The organism is Polaromonas sp. P4_F9, from assembly GCF_056401235.1.
Genome location: NZ_JBFUJT010000001.1, coordinates 194,138 through 214,733 on the forward strand (window position 1 = coordinate 194,138; position 20,596 = coordinate 214,733).

A 20,596-nucleotide genomic window follows, 5' to 3' on the forward strand; every position below is an offset into this window, starting at 1 on the left:
ATTGTGTCTCGGTGGCGTTGCTCTCTACGCTTCTCATCTTTTCTGACGTCATTGACTCTCCAGCATGGATTTGATCAGCGGGATCGTGATGGCCCGCTTGGTTTGCAGGGCGTAGCTGTCGAGCTGGTCCAGCAGTTGCATGAGGCTTCCGAGGTCGCGCGAAAAACGTGTCAGCATGAAGTCCATGGCGTCATCGCCCAGAAACACGCCGCGTGCATCGGCTTCGCGCCTGAGCACGGCACGGCGCTCCGCTTCGGTCAGGGCCTGCAGGGCAAACACGTGACCCCAGCCCAGGCGCGTGCGCAAGTCCTCACGCAAGGCCAGATCGGCGGGCGGCACCAGGCCGGCGGCCAGCACCCCACGCGGACGGCCATCGGCCGAATTGAGCGCATTGACAAACCAGTTGAATGCGGCCTGCTGCTGCACCGCCGTGTAAAGATGGCAGTCGTCCAGAATCACGGCGGCCCAGGATTCGCTGAATTCCGGTGGCTCGAGCACGGACGCATCCATCCAGCCCACCGGGGCGCCCTGCTCCCGCAGCGCCTCGCTGACGGCCCTGAGCAAATGGGTCTTGCCGCTGGCCGGCTCGCCCCACAGGTAGGTCGGCACCGGTGACCGCAGGGTGTTGCCAGCCCAAAGCTCCAGGTGCTTAAGCGCCGCCTCGTTCGGCCCGCCGAAGAAATTGGCAAACGAGGGGGCGGAGGCCAGCCCGATATCAAGCGCTATCTGTTTCATGCTTGTCCGTTGCCTGTTTCACGCCTGCCCATGAAGCCCTCAGGCCGTGTAAAGCCTGCTGGCGATGTAGCTGGCCTTGAGGCGACGAATGCCCACCAGCAACACGGCGCTTACCGGCAGTGCCACCAGCACGCCGACAAACCCGAACATCTGACCAAATGCCAGCAAGGCAAAGATAACCGCCAGCGGGTGCAGGCCAATGCGCTCCCCCACCAGTCGCGGCGTGAGGTAAAGGCTTTCAATCACCTGCCCCAGCCCATACACCACCGCTACCATGACCAGCGCCTTGATGGAGGCGAATTCCAGCACGCCCGCCAGCACCGCCAGTATCAGCCCCACGCCGAAACCCAGATAGGGAATGAACATCGCCAGCCCGGTAAATACGCCGATGGGCACCGCCAGGTCCAGGCCAAACAGCGCCAGCCCGACGGCATAGAAACCGGCCATGATCAGCATGACCAGCAACTGGCCGCGCAGGTACTGGCCCAGCACTGAATCGGCCTCGCTGGTGAAGCTGTCGAAACCCTCGCGCAGGCGGGGAGGCACCAGCTCCAGCACATGGCCGACAAAATTATCCCAGTCCATCAGCAGGTAAAAGAGTGCCACCGGAATCAGCACGGCATTGCCCATGATGGCCAGCGCCACGCTGCCCCCGAGCTTGAGGGAGGACAGCAGCGAGCCGAAGGCGTCCTCGAAATTGGCATTGAGGTACTTGAGCACAAAGGCCTTGATGCTGGCCACGTCGAGCGACACCCGAAAGCCGAACTTCGCCAGCCATGGCGCCAATTCGGTGTTGAGGCGGTCCGCCAGCAGCGGCACCTGTTCACGCAGCAGCGGCAGTTCCTTGGCCATGATCGGCACGATGAGCAGAAACAGGCCGAACAGCACCACGATAAACAGAAACTCCACCAACAGCACCGCTACCACGCGCGGCAGGCGGCCCTTGCCGAGGCTGTCCAGCCTGTTCACCAGCGGCGTCAGCGCATAGGCCAGCACCGCCGCCACCACAAAAGGCGTCAGCACCGGGCCCAGCAGCCACAGCGCGACAACGGCCAGCGCCGCAATCAGGCACCAGGCGGCGACGCTTTTTTGGGTGTGGGTGAATTGCATAAAGCCTTGCGGTGAGCTTGCCGGGGGAGGCTGGTAAGGTCCGCCAGGGGTCTGGCAGGACACTGGACACGCAGCCTTTAGAATCTAAGGCTGAATTCTATCGGGCTTGCAGGGCTGCTCCAGACTGCAGACCCCCGCCCACCCGACCGACCGCACCCCATCGCACCAGAGCCCCACCCCATGACCACCTCCTCTTCTTCCCCCCTGAGCTACAAAGACGCCGGCGTTGACATTGACGCGGGCGACGCCCTGGTTGAACGCATCAAGCCGCTGGCCAAGAAAACCATGCGCGAAGGCGTGCTGGCCGGCATTGGCGGTTTTGGCGCGCTGTTTGAGGTGCCCAAGCGCTACAAGGAACCGGTGCTGGTGAGCGGCACTGACGGCGTGGGCACCAAGCTGCGCCTGGCCTTTGAATGGAACATGCACGACACCGTCGGCATCGACCTGGTGGCGATGAGCGTCAATGATGTGCTGGTACAGGGTGCCGAGCCGCTGTTCTTCCTGGATTACTTCGCCTGCGGCAAGCTCGATGTGGACACCGCCGCGGCGGTGGTCGGCGGCATTGCCAAAGGCTGCGAGCTGAGCGGTTGCGCCCTGATTGGCGGCGAAACGGCTGAAATGCCCGGCATGTACCCCGAGGGCGAGTACGATTTGGCCGGTTTTGCGGTGGGCGCGGTGGAAAAGTCGAAGATCCTGACGGGCAAGGAAGTCCAGACCGGCGATGTGGTGCTGGGCCTGGCCAGCAGCGGCGTGCATTCCAACGGCTTCAGCCTGGTGCGCAAATGCATCGATCGCGCCGGCGCCGACTGCCCCGCCACGCTGGACGGCAAGCCCTTCAAGCAAGCCCTGATGGAGCCCACCCGGCTGTATGTCAAGAACGTGCTGGCCGCGCTGGCGGCGCATCCGATCAAGGCGCTGGCCCATATCACCGGCGGTGGCCTGCTGGAAAACATTCCGCGCGTGCTGCCCGAGGGCACGGCGGCTCACCTCAAAAAAGGCAGCTGGCCGCAAACCGAGCTGTTTGCCTGGCTGCAAAAGACCGCCGGTATCGACGACTTTGAGATGAACCGCACCTTCAACAACGGCATCGGCATGGTGGTGGTGGTGGACGCCGCCAGCGCCCAGGCCACGGCCAAAACCCTGCGTGACGCCGGTGAACAGGTTTATGAGATTGGCGTGATCGCCCCCCGCGGCGAGGGCGCCGCCGTCATCGTCGGCTGATCCGGCCGCGATGGCTGACCGGCAAGCCCCTCCGGTAAACACCGTGGCTAACAACGCCAGCCGCTCGCAGCGTCTTCCGGCCGGCATCTGGGCACTGGGCTTTGTCAGCCTGCTCATGGACATTTCTTCCGAGATGATCCACAGCCTGCTGCCGGTCTTCATGGTCACGGTGCTGGGCACCAGCATGTGGGCCGTCGGCCTGATCGAGGGCTTTGCCGAAGCCACGGCGCTCATCGTCAAGGTGTTCTCGGGCGTGCTCAGCGACTACTGGGGAAAGCGCAAGCCGCTGGCGGTATTCGGCTACGGCCTGGGTGCGCTGTCAAAACCGCTCTTTGCGCTGGCCACAACCACTGGCATGGTGATGGCCGCCCGCCTGATTGACCGCGTCGGCAAAGGCCTGCGCGGCGCCCCGCGCGATGCGCTGGTGGCCGATCTGGCGCCGCCCAACCTGCGCGGCGCGGCTTTCGGGCTGCGCCAGGCGCTCGATACCGTGGGGGCCTTCCTCGGCCCCCTGATTGCGATGGGCCTGATGCTGCTCTGGGCCAATGATTTCCGGGCCATCTTCTGGGTGGCCATCATTCCCGGCTTTCTGGCCGTGGCCCTGCTGCTGTTCGGCGTGCGCGAGCCCGTGCGCGACCGGCAGGCGCCGCGGCTCAACCCGATCAGCAAAGACAACCTGAAGCGCCTGAGCGGACCGTACTGGCGGGTGGTTGCCATCGGCGCCGTGTTCACGCTGGCGCGCTTCAGCGAAGCGTTTTTACTGCTGCGGGCGCTGCAGGGTGGCCTGCCGGTCGCCTACACGCCGCTGGTACTGATCGGGATGAACATGGTCTATGCCCTGGGCGCCTACCCCTTCGGCAAGCTGTCGGACTCGGTGAGCCACACCACGCTGCTGGCCTGGGGGCTGGCGGTGCTGATTGGCGCCGATGCGCTGCTGGCCTACAGCAACCACTGGACCTGGGTCTGGGCGGGCATCGCGCTGTGGGGCCTGCACATGGCCATGACCCAGGGCTTGCTGGCCACCATGGTGACCAACGCCGCACCGCCCGACCTGCGCGGCACGGCGTTCGGGTTTTTCAACCTGGTGAGCGGCCTGGCGATGCTCCTGGCCAGCACGCTGGCGGGAGTGCTGTGGGACCAGCTAGGCGCACCGGTGACCTTTGCCGCCGGCGCGGTCTTCAGCCTGGTGGCGCTGGCCATGCTCTGGCGCTGGCATGGCACCCGTCTCTGGAGCACCTGACAGGGCACCCGACTGCGTCCGACCCTGAGGCGGTTACCGGTCAGTGTGCGATCAGTTTGGCCATTTCGGAACCTGGCCGGTGTTGGCGGGCAAAAGAGGCGCCGTGAAACCCTATCCCCGCCGGACGCCCAAAGTCAGTGTTTCCCCCGCAATTGGGCGACGCGCTCGCTCATCGCGTCAATGTCCAGTGCATCCTCGGCATGCGCCAGGTAGGTTTCCAGATCGGTCACCGCCTGGGTCACTTCCCCCTGGGCTGCCCAGGCCAGCCCGCGGTCCCGGTACTCGGGCCAGGCGTCGGGCTGCAGCACGATCAGGCGGTCTTCCACGGCAATCAGGCGTGGCCAGTCTTCCTGGGTTTTGTGGATTTCCTTCAGGTTGCGCAGCATGCGGCTGATGATGTCGCGCGGCGGCGCTGACTGCAGGTACAAGCCCATGGGCACCTCGAACTCTTCCGCCATGCTGCCGCGCTGGCGGAACGGCTCCAGCCGCTCGGCCAGCTCTTCGCGGCTCAGGGACTGCCCGCTGAACGGATCTATCACCACCTGGCCCTTGGGCAGGTTGACCTTGACCATAAAATGCCCTGGAAAGGCCACCCCGCGCGCGTTCAGGCCCAGCCCCAGGGCCAGTTCCAGCCACAGCACGGCCAGCGTGATGGGAATGCCACGCCGCGTGCGCAGCACGGCGTTCAGGTAGCTGTTGTCGGGGTCGTAGTAGTCGTTGACGTTGCCGCCAAAACTCAGGTCATGGAAAAAGAATTGGTTCAGCGCGCGCAGGCGTTGCAGCGCGGGTGCGTCCGCCGGCAGGCGGCGCTTGAGGCGGGCCAGCAGCTGGTCCACGTCGCCCAGCACCTGCTGCACGTCAAGGTCAGGGTATTCATCCTGGGCCAGGCTGATGGCAGCTTCCAGCAGGGGGAAATGCTCATCGCTCTGCACCAGGCTGGAGAAATACTGCAATGGGGACGGTACGGCCAGATTTAATTGCATGGCATTACTTTCTCACAAACTGGCACCGCTGTGGGGATCAGGTATACCCCCGGTTCGTCCCGACCGACAAAAGGCAAACCGGGCAGACCGGGTCGACCGGATCAGCGCCGGACCAGCTGGCGCAGCTTCAGCCCGGAGAACCAGAGCGCTGCAAAATAAATAGCCGCAGATACACATAAAACAAGGGCCAACAGCCCAATCCGTTGCAAATATGCATCTTTGAGGCCGATCCAACTGACACGGCTTGCGGCCCACAGCAAAAAAACCGCCAGCAACGCGCTGGCAGCCAGGACCTGGCAGGCGAATGCACCCCAGCCGGGGGCGGGTGTGTAGCTGCCGCGCCGCATCAGTCCAACCAATAGCCACAGCGCATTGATCAGCGCCCCGATGCCGATGGCCAGCGCCAGCCCGGCGTGCTGCAAAACCGGCACCAGCGCCAGATTGAGCAATTGCGTGATGACCAGCACCACCACCGCAATGCGCACGGGCGTGCGGATGTCCTGGCTGGCATAAAAGCCCGGCGCCAGCACCTTGATGGCCACCAGGCCCAGCAGGCCTGCGCCGTAGCCCATCAGCGCGGTGGTGGTCTGTTGCACGTCGCGGTCGGTAAAGGCGCCGTAGTGGTAGAGCGTGGCGACCAGCGGCTGGGCAAAGGTCAGCAGGGCTACCGCGCAAGGCACGGCCAGCACCACCACGATGCGCAGGCCCCAGTCCAGCATGGCCGAGTATTTGGCGGCATCGCTGGCCGCCTTGGCCGCCGCCAGCTGCGGCATCAGCACCACGCCGATGGCCACGCCCAGCATGGCCGTCGGGAACTCCATCAGCCGATCGGCATAGGTCAGCCAGCTCACACTGCCGGGCGTCAGGTGCGAGGCGATCTGGGTGTTGATCAGCAGGGAAATCTGCGCCACGCTGACACCCAGCAAGGCAGGAACCATCAGTTTGGCGATGTTTTTGGTTGCCGTGTCGGCCCAGGCAGCCTGAACGAGTGCCCAGTTCAATCCGATTTTTGGCAGCAGGCCCAGGCGCAGCAAGGCCGGCACCTGCACCGCCAGCTGCAAAACCCCACCCAGCATCACGCCGGCGCCCAGGGCGTACACGGGCTCAATGCCCTGCGCCCGGAACCAGGGCGCGCCCAGCCAGGCGGCCGCAATCATGGCCAGGTTCAACAGCACCGGCGTCGCCGCCGACACCGCAAAACGCCGCCAGGTATTGAGCACGCCGGACGATAACGCCACCAACGACATAAAGGCGATGTAGGGGAACATCCAGCGGGTCATGAACACGGCGGCTTCAAAACCACGCGGCTCCTGCTTCAGGCCGCTGGCCATGGCCCACACCAGCACCGGCGCCCCCGCCACGCCGATCACGCAGGTCAGCAGCAGCGCCCAGGTCAACAGCGTCGCGACCCGGTCGATCAGCAGCCCGGTTTCGGCGTCGCCGTTGTTGGCCTTGCTGGCCGCCAGCACGGGCACAAAGGCCTGGCTGAAGGCGCCCTCGGCAAACAGGCGGCGAAACAGGTTGGGAATGCGAAACGCCACATTGAAGGCGTCGGTCATGGCGCTGGCGCCAAAAGTCGAAGCAATCAGCAGTTCCCGCACCAAACCGGTGATTCGGGAGACCAGGGTCAGCAGGGATACGGTGGAGGCGGCTTTGAAAAGTGACACCCGTGGAGTTTATAGCCCCCACGGTCGTGCACTTCGTGTCACTCCCTGCCCCCCGAGGGGGCCGCCCGCCTGCGGCCCGGCTGAGCCGGTTCCGCGGCTCGACCTTGAAGTTCTGCGTTGCGCGCCGTGACGTGATTTGCGCCACCGTCGCCTAAGGCCTACTTGGCGATCAAAGGGGACCTCTTCACCAGCAGGGGCCGCGGGACTGGCTTTGCCAGACCGCAGGCGCAGCGGCCCCCTCGGGGGGCAGGGAGCTACACGCAGTGAGCGACCGTGGGGGTATATAATGCTAGGTTTGCTGCAACATCCACAGACTCCTCCCCAGGATTAAAGGAAACTATATATGGCTACTGCCAAACCCAAGAAAAAGAACCCGCGCCTTGCGTCGGGCCGCAAACGCGTCCGCCAGGACGTCAAACTCAACGCTGCGAACACCTCGCTGCGCTCCAAATACCGTACCGCTGTGAAAAACGTCGAAAAAGCCGTTGCAGCCGGTGACAAGGACAAGGCCAAAGACCTGTTCGCCAAAGCCCAGAGCATTGTGGACATAGTGGCCGACAAAGGCATCTTCCACAAGAACAAGGCAGCGCGCGATAAAAGCCGCCTGTCCGCCAAGGTGAAAGCCCTGGCACTGGCCCCCGCAAAGGCCGCCTGATCTTTCAGGCAAATCGCCCGGACTGATTTTTCGGTCCGCCGTTTTGTAGGGTGCGCTGCAGCAAAGCAAAAAGCCGTCGAAAGACGGCTTTTTTGTTTTCAGCTCCGGTTGCGGCTGGGTGAGCCTGAAAGCGTAGCGAGCGAGTATGGGACAAGGCGCACGGAGCACAACAGGAATGTACTCAGGTAGCTGAAGATTGCGGGCACCACCCAACCCCGCATCGTGCCCGCGCAGCCGCTTTACGGCTTATCGGGAATCAGGCAGCAGGCAGGCTTCAGCCACCTGCAGTTCGTTGTCCCTGGCAAAGTTGATCACAAAGTCCCAGGCCATGGGTTCGACATCGCGCAACTCGGCATTGACGACCACGCACTTGAGGCCATTGATGACTGTGGGAACGCACCAGGGCGAATAGGTGAGGTGGCTGCCGGGCTGCGGCCCGCCGGGACGGAACTGGCTCATCACACCGCACAACCGGTCGGCCCAGTCGCTGGGCCGGAAGGTTTTACCGTCTCGGGTAATGCCCTGAATAAAGACTTCTTTGGCGGAGTTGGAGACCATCTGATGGAGGGTTTGTCGCGTGCCAGGAGCTGGGGGGTATTGCGCCATGCTGCACCGCACCATGATTGTATCTTATATAAGACTCAAGTCCTGGCAGTCACTCCAATTCTGCGCATTGCTGTGATGCACTATCGTCACAAAAGCCCGCAAAGTCTGCGCCTAAAATTGCTGCATGCCCGCCGGCTTCCCGGCGGCCGCCTGTTCCCTGCCTTGCCCGGAGTTTTCCCATGAACGCAGCCCTGCCCCAGCCCATCGAAGCCGCCTCACCCCACGTCATGAACACCTATGGCCGCCTGCCCATCGCGCTGTCGCATGGCCAGGGTTGCCGCGTCTGGGACGTCAACGGCAAGTCCTACCTGGACGCGCTGGGCGGTATTGCCGTGAACACCGTCGGCCACAACCACCCGAAACTGGTGCCCGCGCTGCAGGAGCAGATCGGCCGGCTGATCCACACCTCCAACTACTACCATGTGCCGCTGCAGGAAACGCTGGCGGCCAAGCTGGTGGAGCTGTCGGGCCTGGAGAACGTGTTTTTTTGCTCCACCGGCCTTGAAGCCAACGAAGCCGCGCTGAAACTGGCGCGCAAATTCGGCCATGACAAAGGCATCGAGAGGCCGGAGATCGTGGTCTATGAAAAAGCCTTCCATGGCCGCAGCATCGCCACCCTGAGCGCCACCGGCAACCCCAAGGTGCAAGCCGGCTTCGGCCCGCTGGTCGAAGGTTTCATCCGTGTGCCGCTCAACGACCTGGAGGCCCTGAAGGCCGCCACGGCCGGCAATCCGAATGTGGTGGCGGTATTTTTTGAAGCCATCCAGGGGGAAGGCGGCATCAACAGCATGAAGGACGAGTACCTGCGGGAGGTGCGCGCCCTCTGCGACGAGCGCGACTGGCTGCTCATGATCGACGAAGTGCAGTGCGGCATGGGCCGCACCGGCAAATGGTTTGCCCACCAGTGGTCCGGTATCAAGCCCGATGTCATGCCGCTGGCCAAGGGGCTGGGATCGGGCGTGCCGATCGGCGCGGTGGTGGCCGGCCCCAAGGCTGCCCATATTTTTAGCCCCGGCAACCACGGCTCGACCTTTGGCGGCAATCCGCTGGCCATGCGCGCCGGCGTGGAAACCCTGCGCATCATGGAAGAAGAAGGCCTGCTGGCCAATGCGGTCAAGGTGGGCGACCACCTGCGGGCGGCGCTGGCGCGCGAACTGGCCGACGAGCCGGGCTTGAAGGAAATCCGCGGCCGCGGCCTGATGCTGGGCATTGAGCTGACCAAGCCTTGCGGGGAACTACTGGCCCGCGCCGCCGAGAAGGGCCTGCTGCTGAGCGTGACGGCCGACACCGTGATCCGCCTGGTGCCTTCGCTCATCATGACCACCGCCGAAGCCGATGAAGTCGTGGCGATTGTGGTCCCGCTGATCAAGCAGTTATTGAAAGAGAAAGCATGACCAAGAGCGTGACCAAGGCAACGAAATCCGGGGCCGGCGAATCAGCCGAAGCGAAAAGCACCGCAGCCAGGCCCATCAGGCACTATTTGCAGTTCAGCGACCTGAATGCCAGCGAGTACGCCTACCTGTTCGAGCGGGCGGCGGTCATCAAGAAAAAGTTCAAGGCCTACGAAAAACACCAGCCGCTGGCTGACCGCACGCTGGCGATGATTTTTGAAAAAGCCTCGACCCGCACCCGCGTCAGCTTTGAGGCCGGCATGTACCAATTGGGCGGCAGCGTCGTGCACCTCACCACGGGCGACAGCCAGCTGGGCCGCGCCGAACCGATCGAGGACAGCGCCAAGGTCATCAGCCGCATGGTCGACCTGGTGATGATCCGCACCTTCGAGCAGACCAAGATCGACCGCTTTGCCGAGCATTCGCGCGTGCCGGTCATCAACGGCCTGACCAACGAATTCCACCCCTGCCAGATCCTGGCCGACATCTTCACCTACATCGAGCACCGCGGCTCCATCAAAGGGAAAACGGTCGCCTGGGTGGGCGACGGCAACAACATGGCCAACACCTGGCTGCAGGCCAGCGAAATCCTGGGTTTCAAGGTGCATGTGAGCACACCCGGCGGCTATGAGGTCGACCAGTCCATCGCCGGTATCCGCTCGGCCGAAAGCTATCAGGTCTTCAAGGACCCGATGCAGGCCTGCGCCGGCGCCGACCTGGTCACCACCGACGTGTGGACCAGCATGGGCTATGAAGCCGAAAACGAGGCGCGCAAGAAAGCCTTTGCCGACTGGTGCGTCGATGCCGACATGATGCGGGCCGCCAAGCCTGATGCCCTGTTCATGCACTGCCTGCCCGCGCACCGCGGCGAAGAGGTCGAAGCCGACGTCATTGACGGGCCGCAGTCCGTGGTGTGGGACGAGGCGGAAAACAGGATGCATGTGCAGAAGGCACTCATGGAGTTCCTGCTGCTCGGACGGGTCGAATGAAATTCGGCCCAGTGGCATTAACGCGTTAGCGCGTTAGCGCGTTAGCACCGGCATTCAAGCGGCGTGCCGTAGCCAAAAACCGCATGCGTATGCAGAAGGCACTCATGGAGTTCCCGCTGCCCCGCCGGATTGACTGATCAGGTCTTCAACAGGTTCTCAGCCGGTCCTCACCCTCCCGTCATGCCTGTCCGCCGAATTCGGTCCGCCCGGCCCCGTCGGGTTCACGGCCGTGAGGGCGCGAGCGCAGGATGGCGGCCCTCGCCCGCCCAAACCCAAAAGACATCCAAAGACATGACCCGTCCCAATCCATGGGACGAAGGCTGAACTCGCCAGCCGTCTGGCCGCATCCCTGCTTGTAGCGCCTGCGCCCGCACACCAAAATGAACTTCGACTCCCTTTGAGGGGAGCCTGAATATCCATCAATCATTTTGGACCGTGCTACGCCGTGTATATCAGTGAACAGCTTCTCAACCCGAACGAGCGCCGGCTGCGTTTGTCCACGCAACTGGGCGTGCAAAGTGTCGTGCTGGACAACCGCGGCACCGAACTGGTTTCCGCCACCGGTGGTGTCAGCGCCTGGGACGCCGCCAAACTGGCCGGTTACCGCAAATGGGTTGAAAGTTTCGATTTGAAACTGGACGTCTTCGCCCTCGACGTCGGCTCCATCCTGCTGGACTCGCTGGTCGACCTGGACAGCGCGCACAAGCAGCGGGACGTGCTGGCGCAGAACATCCAGAAAGCCGCCGACGCCGGCATCACCTGCCTCAAATACAACGTGCAGATGGTGGGCATCACGCGCACCGGCCTCAAACCCGGGCGTGGCGGCGCCCGCAACTCGGGCTTCGTGTACGCCGAATACACGCAGGAAGGCGATCGCCAGAACTCTTATTGGGGCGTGGGCTACCCGACCAACCAGGACGAAGGCGACGCCGAAACCGCCATGCTGTGCGGCCAGAAACTGGCGCGTGAAGTGCCGCCGGTGACGGAACAGGCCGGCTGGGATGCAATCGAATTTCTGGTCGAAGGCCTGGTACCCGCCGCCGACAAGGCGGGGGTGCGGCTGGCCTGCCACCCGCATGACCCGGCCTACCCCGTGGGCGGGCTCAACGGCATCGAGCACGTGGTCGGTTCGGCCGACGGCCTGCGCAAATTCCTGGCGTTGAGCCCTAGCAAGAACCACGGCCTGAACTTCTGCCAGGGCACCGTGGCCGAGATGTTCAGGGAGCCGGGCAAGCACATGATCCCCGTCATCGAGGAATTTGCGTCCACCGGACGTATTTTCATGGTGCACTTTCGCAACATCCGCGGCGGCTACCTGGACTTCCAGGAAGTGTTCCCGGACGAGGGGGACGTCGACATGTTCCAGGCCATCAAGGCCTACCAGCGCGGCGGCTATGCCGGCCCGCTGTGCCCGGACCATGTGCCGGTGTCGGACCTTGACGAAAACCGCGAACGCTTCATGTCGTTCGCACTGGGCTACACGCGTGGCCTGCTGCAGGCTGCCGGCGTCTGGTCCACGCCCCGCCACTGATTTTTCCGGCTCGCCGGGCAAGTCCAGCTGGCCGGTGAGCCATTGAACCCGGCATGCGCTGGCAGCGCAGGCCGACTTGCCCCCGGTTGGGGCCCTGATTTGTCCCATGGGTTGGGACTTTCAAGCCGCTCTCCGCGAAAACCCCTGTAGGCCCCGCCGGAGGCGTCACCCAGAATGACCGGGCTTGCTCGTACCAGAGCAACTTCCAACACTCATCGGAGAAAACATGTTTCGACGCCATCTCGTTTGCCTGAGCGCCATCGCAGCGCTGGGCTTCGCGCTTCCGCTGGCCGCCCAGGCCCAGACCGACTACCCGACCAAACCGGTCAAGCTGATCGTGCCGTTTCCGGCCGGCGGCACCAGCGACATCATGGGACGCATGATCGCCGACGAACTCACCAAGGCGCTCAAACAGCCCTTCGTGGTGGAAAACATCGGCGGCGCCGGCGGCGTCATCGGTGCCGAGCGCGCCGCCAAGGCCACGCCCGACGGCTACACGCTGGTGCTCAGCGGTGTCGGCCAGAACGCGGTGGCGCACGGCCTCAACCCCAAGCTGGCCTATGACTCGAACAAGGATTTCATCCACATCACACAGATCCACTCCGGCCCCAACGTGCTGGTGGTTCACCCCGACACGCCCTTCAAGACCTTCAAGGAACTGGTTGACTACGGCAAGGCCAACCCCGGCAAGCTGAACTACGGCTACACCCACGCGGCGTCCGGCCACATGGCGATGGAGCTGCTCAAGCAGACCGTGGGCACCTGCACCGGCGCCAAGGGCAACCAGAACTGCAAGGGCCTGTACATGGTGGGCATTCCCTACCGCGGCGGCGGCCCGATGATGACCGACATCCTGGGCGGGCAGATCCCGATGATGTTCATCAACCAGGACGTGGCGCTGCCGCATGTGAAGGCCGGCAAGCTGCGGGCGCTGGCGGTCTCCAGCCTGTCGCGCAATCCGCTGTACCCGGACGTGCCGACGATTGCCGAGTCGGGCTACCCGGGCTTCTCGGCGCTGTCGTGGTCGGGCCTGTCGGCGCCCAAGGGCACGCCCAAGGCGATTGTGGACAAACTCGAAGCGGCCGCGGTCAAGGCGATGCAGAGCCCGGCGATCAAGACCCGCATGGAATCGCAGGGCTTTGTGGTGCCCTCGCTGGGCTCGGCCGACTACACGCAGTTTGTCCAGAAAGAAGTAGACCGCTGGACCCGCGTGATCAAGATCGCGGGCATCAAGGCGGAGTAAGCAACGTGAGGGGCCGGCGTCAGGCGCTGGCCCGCTCCACCAGCGAAAACCCCAGGTCCAGCACCCTGCCGCCGCGGGGCTTCGCCACACCGGCGAAGCGCTCGAGCAGCATCTCGCCGGCGCACCGGCCCAGCTCCGTCGCCTGCACCCGTACCGTGGTGAGCGGCGGGAACGCGGCCTCCGCCATCGCCAGATCCGAGAAGCCGACAACCGCCAGGCGCTGCGGTACCGGCCATTGCTGCTGCCGGCAATACAGCAAGGCGCCCGTGGCCAGAATGTCGTTGCTGCAAAACACGGCATCCAGCGCCGGGCAGCGCGCCGCCAGGCGCTCCATGGCCGCCGCACCGGCCGCGATGCTGGAAGCCGGCGGGAGCAATTCCGTAGGCAAGCCGGCCACCTCGGCATCGTCCAGCCCCTGCATTTTCAGCGCCGCCGCCAGGCCCGCCAGGCGCTTGAGCGAGCGCTCTTCCCGGGCACCCAGAAAGCCGATGCGTCGGTAGCCACGGGCCAGCAAAAAGCGGCCCACCGCCTCGCCCACACCGATGTGGGAGACGCCCACCGCCATGTCGATGGGCGATGCCGGCAGATCCCAGAGTTCCATCACCGGCAAGCCCATCCGGCGCAGTTTGGCCCGCACCGCCTTCTCATGCGTCGCGCCGGTCAGCACGACCGCATCGACGCGCCGGCCCAGAAAGGCATCCACCAGTCCAGCCTCGGCCTCGGGGTGGTAGCTCGACTGGGCCAGCATCAGCTGGTAGCCTGCCGGTGCCAGTGCCGCAGCCAGGCCATTCATGGCGTCTGCAAACCAGGCGTTGGACAGCGTGGGCACCACCGCGCCGACGATGTGCGAGCGGGCCGACGCCAGGCTGCCGGCGGTGAGGTCCGGCACATAGCCCAACTGCTTCACCGCAGTCCGCACACGGGCGAGCGTGGCCGGCGACACCTTGTCCGGCTCGTTCAATGCCCGGGAGACGGTGACCAGGGCCACGCCGGCGGCCGCCGCCACGTCGGCCATGCGGGCGCCGCGCAAGCCGGCGGCGCGCCGGGCAATATTCATCAGCGGGCCATCTTTCGGATCTTCTTTCAAGTCATCTTTCGGTCATCTTCATCTTTGGGGTCTTTGGCCATGCTTTTTCAGCCATCTTCCGGATTTGTCCCGCATCCTGGGATGGGCACGGCAGTTACGGCGACAACTGCTTGAATGGCTGCTTGGATTGTGCGGCAGCACGGTGCAAAATGGAAGCGCTTCCATACACAAGGAGATTTTCACGTGGCAGTTGAATCCAACATCGTTTCCTACGCCCAGGTCGCGTCCGACGCGCGCACCGCCGCCGACACCGGCGACCGCATCGAATGGGTCAAGCTCTCGCTGACCTTCCTGCCCCTGGCCACGCCGGTCAGCGACGCCAAGGTGCTCACCGGCCGGCAGAAGCCGCTGACCGAGATTGCCTTCATCTTTGCCGAGATCCGCACCCGCGACGGCCACGAAGGCATCGGCTTCGGCTACAGCAAGCGCGCTGGCGGCCCCGGCATGTACGCCCACGCCAAGGAACTGGCACCCAACCTGATCGGGGAGGACCCGAACGACATCCAGAAAATCTTCACCAAGCTGCTGTGGGCCGGCGCTTCCATGGGCCGCAGCGGCCTGACGACACAGGCCATCGCGCCCTTCGACATCGCCCTGTGGGATTTGAAGGCCAAGCGCGCCAGGCTGCCGCTGGCCAAGCTGCTGGGCGCGCAGCGCGACTCGGTGCAGTGCTACAACACCTCGGGCGGCTACCTGCACACGCCGCTGGACCAGGTGCTGAAGAACGTGGCCATCTCGCGCGAGAGTGGCATCGGCGGCATCAAGATCAAGGTGGGTCAGCCCGACCTGTCCATCGACATCGAGCGTGTGGGCGCGGTGCGCAAGCTGCTGGGTGACGGCTTCCCGCTGATGGTCGACGCCAACCAGCAATGGGACCGCCAGAAAGCCACACGCGCCTGCCGCGCCTTCGAGGACTTCGACCTCACCTGGATCGAGGAGCCGCTGGACGCCCACGACTTCGAAGGCCACGGCCTGCTGGCCGATCGCTTCGACACCGCTATTGCCACCGGAGAGATGCTGACCTGCTTCGACGAGCATGCGCAGCTCATCATGGCGGGCACGGACTTCATCCAGCCCGATGCGCCGCGCGTGGGCGGCATCACGCCCTTCCTGAAGATCATGGCCCTGGGCGAGTTCAAGCAGCGCAAGCTCGCGCCCCACTTCGCGATGGAGATCCACCTGCACCTGGCGGCCGCCTACGGCATCGAGCCCTGGCTCGAGCATTTCGAATGGCTGGGCCCGCTGTTCAACGAGCAGATGCAGCTCAAGGATGGCCGCATGTGGGTGTCCGACCGCCCGGGCCTGGGGTTCTCGCTCAGCGAGCAGGCACTGGCGTGGACGACGGAAACTCAGGAATTCGGCAAACGGCCCTGAAAAGGCCCTGAACACCTCACGAGTAGCCATGAATGTCACGGCTACTCGCCTGCGGACTATTTGGGCACTGCGTCTTTTTTTGCAAAGAACACGAGCGTGCAGAGCGTGGACTGCGCGGACCGTACCCCTCAGTCACTGCGCAGGTGATACCCCCGCCCGGCATAGTCAAAGTCGACCAGTTCGTTGATCGTCACCGTCTTGTCGGCCGGCGCCGCATAGTAGGCGCGGATCTCGGCGATCTTGCCGGTCTGGGGGTCGAAGCGGTACCACTCGTCACCGCGCAGGGCCGTGCCGTTCTTGTTCTTCCAGTGCGTCCACTCGATCACCGCTTCGGGGCTGTCATGGCTGACCAGGATTTTCTCGATGGTCCACTGCGAACCCAACGTGTCGACACACCAGATCCATTTGCGGGCGATGGTGTCGGCGCCGCGCCAGGGGATCTCCGGCAGGCCGGCGGGGAAGTAGTGCACGGCGTCAGGGGTGAAGCAGTCCATCAGGGCCTGGTAGTCGGCCGCGTTGCAGGCATCGAAGTAACGGCGGATCAGGGCCTTGTAGTACTCGGGGGTGAAGGTGGTCATAGAGGTCCTTGGTTTTGCTCCCCCTCCCCCTGGGAGAGGGCGGGGTGAGGGCCTCCCCCAGAGGAAGAGGGAAGAATGCGTCAGCGGCTGCCGGCGGGCTTGACGGGGGCAATGGCCGGACGGCCCGCAGCCACCCACGCCTTGTATTGCGCGCGTGTGGCCTCGCTCGGCGGATACAGACCCCACAGCGCTTCGCCGGCCTGCACGCGCAGGCCGATGTAGGCTTCGATGTCGTCGCGCGCCTCGCACAGGTTGGCCATCTCCTCGGCCAGATGGGCGGGGATCACCGTGATGTTGTCGCCGTCACCATGGATGACATCGCCGGGATAAATCGCCACGCCGGCGCAACCAATAGGCACCTGCAGGTCGGCCACATGGTGATAGGACAGCCGGGTGGTGGCGGTCACGCCGGTACACCAGATCGGAAAGTCCATCTGCGCCAGCTCCGTGCCATCGCGAAAGGAACCGTCGGTGACCACACCACGGGCACCGCGCATCATCATGCGGGTGATCAGCATGTTGCCCATCGAGGCGGCACGCCCGTCCTTGTTGCTGTCGATCACCAGCACATGGCCGGGCTCGATCTGCTCGACACCGACCCACTGCAGGTTGTCGGCGTTGGGCGATGTCGTGAGGTTGCCGTATACATCGACGTCTTCGCGCGCCGGTATGAAGCGCATGGTGTAGGCGCGGCCGGCGAAGGGCTTGATTTTCTTGTTGAGCGGCGTCAGTCCGTGCAGCACAGGCTGGCGGAAACCCTTGATGTACAGCTGCGTCGTCAGCGATCCGCTGGTGACTTTGGCGAGGCGGTCCAGCACCGAATCGGGAACATGAACGGCAGGGGTGCGCTGCGGAATCACCGGCAGTGGCGGAGGGTTGATGGCGTGGGTCATGGGTGTGGGCTCAAAAAAATGATGTCTCAAATTGTGGGTATGACTTCAGGGCACATTCAGGGCACATGGTGAGCGGCCTGACGATTCAATCGTAATAAGATCACGGAATATTTCCATCGGGCATCTGCACCCGCGGCAGACCCAACATCAATCAATTTCCACATATTGGGACAAATAAAGTGGCAACCAGCAGTGGCGACGGCACCGGCGCGCTTGAGAAGGCGATTGACGTCCTGGAGGCGGTGGGGGCCACCGCCGAGGGCCTGAGCCAGGCCGACATCACCGCACGCCTGGCCCTGCCGCGCACCACGGTGTACCGCCTGCTGGCGACACTGGTGGCGCGCGGCCTGCTGCGGCGCGACCCGGTGCGCAAGGTGTACCGGCTGGGCTTTCGCTGCTTCGAGATGGCGCGCCAGGCTTATGCCCTGCCGGACCTGGTGGCTGCGGCCGCCGTTGAACTGCGGGCGCTGCGCGACCTGACCGGGGAGACCTCCTACCTGGCCACACTGGACGGCGCGGAAGTGATCTCGCTGGAGCGCTACGACGGTGCGCACAGCAAGCGCTCGGCGGCCGCGCTCGGCCAGCGCAAGCCGGCGTATTGCACCAGCCAGGGCAAGGCCATTTTGTCGGCCATGAGCGATGCAGAGCGCGATGCGCTGGTACGCGACATGACGCTCAAGCCACTGACGCCGCTCACCATCACGGACCGCCGGCGGCTGCAGGCCGATCTCAGGATCACCGCGGCGCGTGGTTACTCGATCGACGACGAGGAGATTGTGCTGGGGGTGCGCTGCGTGGGCGCACCGGTGGTCGATCCGCAGGGCAAGGTGCGCGGGGCCATCAGTGTGGCAGGGCCAGCCTGGCGCCTGACCCGTGAACGGCTGGAATTGCTGGGCCCGGAAGTGGCGGACGCAGCCCGGCGCATTGGCGCGCAACTCAAGGACAGCCTGAAGCTGGCTGATGATTCAGCCCTGCAGCCCGTGCCCGGCCCCTGGGCCTTTTTCGGCAACCACCCCCAGTGGTGCGCGCGCCGCCAGCGCCTGTACTGGGTCGACTCGCTGGCGCCCTCGCTGCGGTTTTTTGACGGCGAGGCCGACCGGCTGATTGCACAGGTGGACCTTCCCGTGAGCGGCCTGATCCTGCAGGGTGAGGACTTCATCCTGACGCATCAGTCCGGCGCCTCGCGCATTTCCGCCGATGGCACGGCGGTGCCCGTGACGGCCTGGCCCGGCGGCGTGCTCCAGGCGGTCTGCACCGACGACAGCCAGGCGATCTGGGCCGCGTTCGAGGTGGCCAGCGGCGGGAGTGCGGTTGGCACGATAGAGCCGTCCGGGACCTTCAAGCCGCGCTGGCACCTGACCGAGCCGGTGCAGTGCCTGCGCTATCGGCCGGAAGACGGAACCCTGTATGCCTGCGCCCCGGCTTCCGGCGACATCCTGACGATGAAGCCCGGCACAACGGCCATCCGCCGGCTGACCACGGTGCCCAAGGGCTCAGGCCGCGTCAGCGGCATTGCGTTTGACGCCACGGGCGGCGTATGGACAGCCCTGCGGGATGGTTGGAGCGTGGTCCGGATCTCACCCGAGGGCAGCCTGGACCGCGTGATTGGCCTGCCGGTTCCGTGCCCCACCGACCTGGCATTCGGAGGCGCCGGCCTCAGCCGGCTCTATGTGACGACGGCCAGGCAGCCGGTCTCGCTCGACGCACTGGCCAACGCGCCGTGGTCGGGCCGGCTGTTTGCGCTGGAGGTGAATTGACGCCATAGCGAGTATGGTGCGCTCGAAGTTCTAGAACTTACAGGGGCGCCGGCAGTGTCGGCGTTTGCGGGTGTCGAACTCACGCTCCCGGCCAACTCCGGTCATCCGAGCGTGTGCATCAAGGGGCAGGTCAAGACTGATGGCCGACATAGGACTTTCCAAGGGGCTCGCTCCATACCCGACATTGACATCAGCAGCTTGACCGTCAGCAATGTGGCATCGATTTCGATGAATGCTGCATCCGGATCCGGCCAAAAGCAGACTGTCGATGCGGCCCCTTGCCACAAGCTTCCCATGAAGAACATTCAGGTCAGCCGGTGCTCAAGATCTGTGAAGCTGTTTACGGCTCAGGTACGCCGCAAATATTGAGCGCACGGGCGTGGCCGTGCAGCGGCCAGGATCAGACTGGCAGCAGGCCGGACGCGCGGTAGGCTTCCATCAAACTATCGAACAGCTGAAGGTCTGAACGACTTCTAGCGAGTAGCTGAGCGCCCATGACCGCAGCGAAAATCGCCCGCGCACGAGCGTCGGCGGCATCAGGCTCGCACAAATTCGAGTTCACCACCAGCTTGGCGATCCAAGCGATGTTGACTTCCGCGAACTGCGTGATCTCCGCTTTAACTTCCTCTGGCAAATCATCTGTTTCCGCGCCCATAAAGCTGCCAAGGCACAGGCGGTTTTCCGCTTCGAGCGAACGACGAAAAATCTCCGGGAACCGCCGCAGGGCGTCGATCGGGACGGGGCACTCCTCGGAAATTTTCGCCAAGGCAGAGGCGCCGTCTTCGACGTATCTTTTGGCCACGGCCGCAGCGAGGTCGGCTTTGCCAGGGAAGTAGTAATAAATACTTCCCGCCTTGATCCCGACTTGCTGCGCGATCTCGCGGAGATTCAGACCGCCGTAACCACGCGACTGGGCGATCTCCTTCGCGGCTAACAAGATTGATTCCCTGGCGTTGGTGTTCATGGCTTGCATGTCTTGTTCTTCGAAAACCGATAGCTCAGCGCTACCACTGTGAATAGAAGTCTAACCTTTGTTAGGTGGGTTGCCTGAGCCTGGGACCACCCACGGATCGACCAAGGGTGGTCGACCCGGCACCGGCCCGGCGCGTCAAAATGCGCGCTTACTGAGGGACAGTGTCCACCTCCGGGATGCCGCTTTGCCGATCGGCATAGGCCGCCTTGAAGCTGGGACGGGCTTGCCAACGCTTCCAGTACGCATCCAGGAACTCGAAGCGTTCATCCAGCGGGGTCGCGTTGACGGGAAATTTGGAAAAAGCGATCGCAGTGCACAGCGTCATGTCTGCGAACGTCGGCTCCTCACCGCCCAGCAGCCACTCGCGGCCATCGGACAGATGTTGATTGACCAACGCGGCATGCGCCAGCGCTTCCTTGCGGCAGTGTTCACCCCACGCTTCGTTCTTGGTCAGTTCCAGCTTGAAGCCGAGGCCGGTGTGCAGTACGTGGAAGGCCGTCACGATGCGGTACAGGATGTGCACCCAGATCCGGTTGTCCCACATGTTGTCGAGGCCCTGCTCC

The 20,596-nt window shown here is 64.2% G+C and carries 19 protein-coding genes; 9 read left to right on the top strand and 10 right to left on the bottom strand.

All coding sequences use genetic code 11. The features are described from left to right. Positions 1 to 48 precede the first annotated feature (48 nt). Both hda and AC1DUB_RS00965 read right to left on the bottom strand, forming a co-directional pair. Complete coding sequence (gene hda, locus AC1DUB_RS00960) at positions 49 to 735, bottom strand: DnaA regulatory inactivator Hda (protein WP_477727903.1); 687 nt, start codon at positions 733 to 735, stop codon at positions 49 to 51. A 39-nt stretch (positions 736 to 774) separates the two neighbouring features. After that, positions 775 to 1,845 (bottom strand): AI-2E family transporter, encoded by a 1,071-nt coding sequence (locus AC1DUB_RS00965; RefSeq protein WP_477727904.1) that lies wholly within the window; start codon positions 1,843 to 1,845, stop codon positions 775 to 777. Between the two features lie 180 nt (positions 1,846 to 2,025). On the opposite strand from AC1DUB_RS00965, the gene purM reads away from it, so the two are divergent. Beyond that, on the top strand, positions 2,026 to 3,066 hold the full coding sequence (gene purM, locus AC1DUB_RS00970; protein WP_477720793.1) for a phosphoribosylformylglycinamidine cyclo-ligase: 1,041 nt from the start codon (positions 2,026 to 2,028) through the stop codon (positions 3,064 to 3,066). A gap of 43 nt (positions 3,067 to 3,109) precedes the next feature. Then, the gene (locus tag AC1DUB_RS00975) at positions 3,110 to 4,306 is read left to right on the top strand and encodes an MFS transporter (RefSeq protein WP_477720794.1); all 1,197 of its coding nucleotides are present in this window, start codon (positions 3,110 to 3,112) and stop codon (positions 4,304 to 4,306) included. 134 nt (positions 4,307 to 4,440) lie between these two features. On the opposite strand, the gene AC1DUB_RS00980 is transcribed toward AC1DUB_RS00975, so the two are convergent. Further along, positions 4,441 to 5,289 carry a SirB1 family protein gene (locus tag AC1DUB_RS00980; RefSeq protein ID WP_477720795.1) on the bottom strand — a complete coding sequence of 283 codons (849 nt, stop codon included), beginning with the start codon at positions 5,287 to 5,289 and terminating at the stop codon, positions 4,441 to 4,443. 101 nt (positions 5,290 to 5,390) lie between these two features. Continuing rightward, a complete protein-coding gene (gene murJ, locus AC1DUB_RS00985; RefSeq protein ID WP_477727905.1) occupies positions 5,391 to 6,956 on the bottom strand; it encodes a murein biosynthesis integral membrane protein MurJ in 1,566 nt (521 codons plus the stop codon). A gap of 343 nt (positions 6,957 to 7,299) precedes the next feature. Here murJ and rpsT point away from each other — a divergent pair, with 343 nt between their 5' ends. Then, positions 7,300 to 7,611, top strand: coding sequence for a 30S ribosomal protein S20 (gene rpsT / locus AC1DUB_RS00990; protein WP_477720797.1), 312 nt, complete (start codon positions 7,300 to 7,302; stop codon positions 7,609 to 7,611). A gap of 246 nt (positions 7,612 to 7,857) precedes the next feature. Here rpsT and AC1DUB_RS00995 read toward each other — a convergent pair whose 3' ends face one another. Then, the gene (locus AC1DUB_RS00995; protein ID WP_477727906.1) at positions 7,858 to 8,169 is read right to left on the bottom strand and encodes a DUF3579 domain-containing protein; all 312 of its coding nucleotides are present in this window, start codon (positions 8,167 to 8,169) and stop codon (positions 7,858 to 7,860) included. A gap of 227 nt (positions 8,170 to 8,396) precedes the next feature. Between AC1DUB_RS00995 and AC1DUB_RS01000 the strand changes: the two genes are divergently transcribed. The 4 genes from AC1DUB_RS01000 (at position 8,397) to AC1DUB_RS01015 (ending at position 13,371) form a co-directional block, all read left to right on the top strand. Beyond that, positions 8,397 to 9,611, top strand: coding sequence for an acetylornithine/succinylornithine family transaminase (locus AC1DUB_RS01000; protein WP_477727907.1), 1,215 nt, complete (start codon positions 8,397 to 8,399; stop codon positions 9,609 to 9,611). A 74-nt stretch (positions 9,612 to 9,685) separates the two neighbouring features. Continuing rightward, the gene (gene argF, locus AC1DUB_RS01005) at positions 9,686 to 10,597 is read left to right on the top strand and encodes an ornithine carbamoyltransferase (RefSeq protein WP_477728082.1); all 912 of its coding nucleotides are present in this window, start codon (positions 9,686 to 9,688) and stop codon (positions 10,595 to 10,597) included. Positions 10,598 to 11,042: 445 nt separating this feature from the next. Next, on the top strand, positions 11,043 to 12,128 hold the full coding sequence (locus AC1DUB_RS01010; protein ID WP_477727908.1) for a mannonate dehydratase: 1,086 nt from the start codon (positions 11,043 to 11,045) through the stop codon (positions 12,126 to 12,128). Positions 12,129 to 12,354: 226 nt separating this feature from the next. After that, the gene (locus AC1DUB_RS01015; RefSeq protein WP_477727909.1) at positions 12,355 to 13,371 is read left to right on the top strand and encodes a Bug family tripartite tricarboxylate transporter substrate binding protein; all 1,017 of its coding nucleotides are present in this window, start codon (positions 12,355 to 12,357) and stop codon (positions 13,369 to 13,371) included. Between the two features lie 19 nt (positions 13,372 to 13,390). Here the strand turns inward: AC1DUB_RS01015 and AC1DUB_RS01020 are convergent, their stop codons facing one another. Continuing rightward, a complete protein-coding gene (locus tag AC1DUB_RS01020; protein WP_477727910.1) occupies positions 13,391 to 14,458 on the bottom strand; it encodes a LacI family DNA-binding transcriptional regulator in 1,068 nt (355 codons plus the stop codon). Positions 14,459 to 14,641: 183 nt separating this feature from the next. On the opposite strand from AC1DUB_RS01020, the gene AC1DUB_RS01025 reads away from it, so the two are divergent. Beyond that, on the top strand, positions 14,642 to 15,832 hold the full coding sequence (locus tag AC1DUB_RS01025; protein WP_477720804.1) for an L-talarate/galactarate dehydratase: 1,191 nt from the start codon (positions 14,642 to 14,644) through the stop codon (positions 15,830 to 15,832). Positions 15,833 to 15,960: 128 nt separating this feature from the next. Here the strand turns inward: AC1DUB_RS01025 and AC1DUB_RS01030 are convergent, their stop codons facing one another. Together AC1DUB_RS01030 and AC1DUB_RS01035 are read right to left on the bottom strand one after the other, a co-directional pair. After that, positions 15,961 to 16,410, bottom strand: coding sequence for a nuclear transport factor 2 family protein (locus AC1DUB_RS01030; RefSeq protein WP_477727911.1), 450 nt, complete (start codon positions 16,408 to 16,410; stop codon positions 15,961 to 15,963). Positions 16,411 to 16,490: 80 nt separating this feature from the next. Then, positions 16,491 to 17,303, bottom strand: coding sequence for an RraA family protein (locus AC1DUB_RS01035; protein WP_477727912.1), 813 nt, complete (start codon positions 17,301 to 17,303; stop codon positions 16,491 to 16,493). 179 nt (positions 17,304 to 17,482) lie between these two features. On the opposite strand from AC1DUB_RS01035, the gene AC1DUB_RS01040 reads away from it, so the two are divergent. Next, entirely contained in the window at positions 17,483 to 19,060 is a 1,578-nt protein-coding gene (locus AC1DUB_RS01040) for an IclR family transcriptional regulator domain-containing protein (protein WP_477727913.1), read from the top strand. Between the two features lie 400 nt (positions 19,061 to 19,460). On the opposite strand, the gene AC1DUB_RS01045 is transcribed toward AC1DUB_RS01040, so the two are convergent. After that, positions 19,461 to 20,024, bottom strand: a complete 564-nt coding sequence (locus AC1DUB_RS01045; RefSeq protein WP_477727914.1) for a TetR/AcrR family transcriptional regulator — start codon at positions 20,022 to 20,024, stop codon at positions 19,461 to 19,463. 157 nt (positions 20,025 to 20,181) lie between these two features. Further along, a complete protein-coding gene (locus tag AC1DUB_RS01050) occupies positions 20,182 to 20,577 on the bottom strand; it encodes a glutathione S-transferase family protein (protein ID WP_477727915.1) in 396 nt (131 codons plus the stop codon). Positions 20,578 to 20,596 lie beyond the last annotated feature (19 nt).